Here is a 2,443-nt window from a genome sequence, read left to right on the forward strand (position 1 = left end):
ATCATCCAATTCAGCGGAATTTATCGCTAAATCACTAACTACAACTTTAGAGGGTTAAGTCATGATCAAACTTGAAGGAACAGTATTAAACGTATTTACCCAGCAAGGCGGTAAAGACAAAAAAACAGGCGACCAATTTGCTGATCGTGACAAAGTACAAATTCTAGGTGCTATGGATCTGCCAAATGGTGACGTAAAAAATGAACTTTTTACGCTATCAGTAGAAAATTATCGGGACTTTAAGGATTACCTAAATCAAAAAATTTCAATTGCTGTTGGGGCAATGGCAAGTGGTCGTAATGTGATTTTTTATGTTGCTAAAGGTGCAAAACCTGTTTTAGCAGAAACAATGTGAAACGTGAAAAAAAACAGTGAGTTAGCGAAGCTTCTCGCTGTTTTTTCTTTTACTTGATACTATTGATTAAAGTGGGGACAAAAATTGCTTAAAAAAGACAATAAAAAAGCCCATATTTCGAACACTTTGGCGGGTGGAGAAATACAGGCTTTGCAATCTGCTAATGCAGATCAACATAGGGATAGAATAACACGTTTTGCGACTTTGAAACATAGAGCTAAGAATCAGGAAAATTATTTATTTACCCTGGCTAAGTTTAAAGAGAACTATGAGAAAGACGTTAAAAACGAAGAATCTATCAAGGCTCTAAAATCTGCTCAGAAATTGAATGAATGCGGAAACTATCTGCTATTCAAAAATTTTTACACAATAGGCGAAGTTAAACTTTCCAAGCTCCGTACCTGCGGACAGCATTTGCTTTGTCCTTTCTGCGCTGCCATTCGTGCATCTCGTGCTATTCAAAAATACGTTGAACGTATTGATCAAGTCTTACAAGAAAATCGCAAGCTCAAGCCCGTTCTAATCACGCTCACCGTTAAAAACGGCTCTGACCTAGCAGAACGCTCTGAACATCTCATGAAGTCCTTTAGAAAGCTCTTAGATCGTCGTAGGGACTACGAAAAGAAAGGTCGAGGGTTTAATGAGTTCTGTAAGGTTCAAGGTGCTATGTATTCATACGAAAATACATTCAACGAAAAAACAGGTGAATGGCATCCACATATTCATATGTTTGCACTTGTTGACCAATGGATTGATCAACAGGAATTTTCAGAATACTGGCATAGCCTTACTGGGGATTCGATGGTCGTCGATGTCCGTAGGGCAAAAAAAGAAAAAGGACACGGCTATAGCAAAGCGGCTGCCGAAGTCTGTAAGTATGCTTTGAAGTTTGGCGATCTGTCCGTTGAAAATACTTGGGAAGCTTTCAAGGTTCTCAAGGGCAAACGTTTAACAGGTTCTTTCGGTCTTTTATGGGGTGTCAAAATTCCTGACACAATGACAGACGACATGCTATCAGAAGATTTGCCATATCTCGAAATGCTGTACAAATTCGCATTTTCTAAGAAATCGTATTATGACCTAGTTACCACTCGTCATGTTGAGCCAAAAGAAACTGACCGAATGAGGAGTGAGGAGGAGGAATCGACCGACCGACACGACCGAATGAGGGATGTTGATTTGGCGATTATGGACGAAGCGAGGACGTTGCCGGTGCGAGGGCGCGCAGTCACGGAACGACCACAGCGAGGACGTAAAAAAGCCCACTGGAGAATCCCGCCTAAAACTCGTGTAAGGGTTCGACAACGAATCCGAAGATGGGACGGAATTATGTATAACATTGATCTTTTCCCATATGTCGAGCATAGGCTATTAGCATTTATTGGTTAGTACCTGTTTCATAGAAACGCGGAAGCGTGCATTCCATGAAATGCGCACTTATGCAAACTTTCAGTTTGCAGTGCTGTCACTAATAGCAGAGGGCGCGGAGTGCGCCCGAACTGGCATTATAAGAATTTCAAAACCTTCCTTCCCTGATTACAAGCTCCCATCTGATTTCAGATCGGGAGCTTTTAGCCATCCCGAATGGGTGGCGACACAAACATAATTTGACTAAATTACAAAAAGTATTATTATGAAATTACAAACGTAATTAAAAATAATTTCCAACTGTATACTGGTGAAAATATGGAACACGGAATCTTCTTCGAAAGCGGCAATTCATTAGCTCAATCTCGTATTGATCAGAATGACGAAATTGCAGCAACTTCATCTATCAAAACTGTGACCTTCAAGGCTCCTGATTATGTAATTGAGGCTATTGATGCCTTTGCTTCTTATGCAGAAACAACACGCAGTGCTGTTATTGCTGACATTCTTAAGCAGTATTTTGGTCAAGCCTTTGTTGAGTTTGCTGAAGGCTATCTTGAGAATTTCAATTCTGATACCTCAATGGAACAACGAGTTCTGTGCGAAGCGATGGCTCTTACAGAAAATCTATCATCCAATTCAGCGGAATTTATCGCTAAATCACTAACTACAACTTTAGAGGGTTAAGTCATGATCAAACTTGAAGGAACAGTATTAAAC

At 40.2% G+C, this 2,443-nt stretch carries 3 protein-coding genes; all 3 read left to right on the top strand.

The genetic code is table 11. The features are described from left to right. Positions 1–61 precede the first annotated feature (61 nt). The 3 genes from NI470_RS15565 (at position 62) to NI470_RS15575 (ending at position 2,410) form a co-directional block, all read left to right on the top strand. Positions 62–355 (top strand): hypothetical protein, encoded by a 294-nt coding sequence (locus NI470_RS15565; protein WP_253149009.1) that lies wholly within the window; start codon positions 62–64, stop codon positions 353–355. Between the two features lie 84 nt (positions 356–439). After that, positions 440–1,744 (top strand): protein rep, encoded by a 1,305-nt coding sequence (locus NI470_RS15570; protein WP_253149004.1) that lies wholly within the window; start codon positions 440–442, stop codon positions 1,742–1,744. Positions 1,745–2,041: 297 nt separating this feature from the next. Next, positions 2,042–2,410 carry a hypothetical protein gene (locus tag NI470_RS15575; protein WP_253149007.1) on the top strand — a complete coding sequence of 123 codons (369 nt, stop codon included), beginning with the start codon at positions 2,042–2,044 and terminating at the stop codon, positions 2,408–2,410. The last annotated feature ends 33 nt before the right edge of the window (positions 2,411–2,443 follow it).

The organism is Acinetobacter lwoffii (assembly GCF_024129115.1).
Classification (GTDB): domain Bacteria; phylum Pseudomonadota; class Gammaproteobacteria; order Pseudomonadales; family Moraxellaceae; genus Acinetobacter; species Acinetobacter lwoffii_T.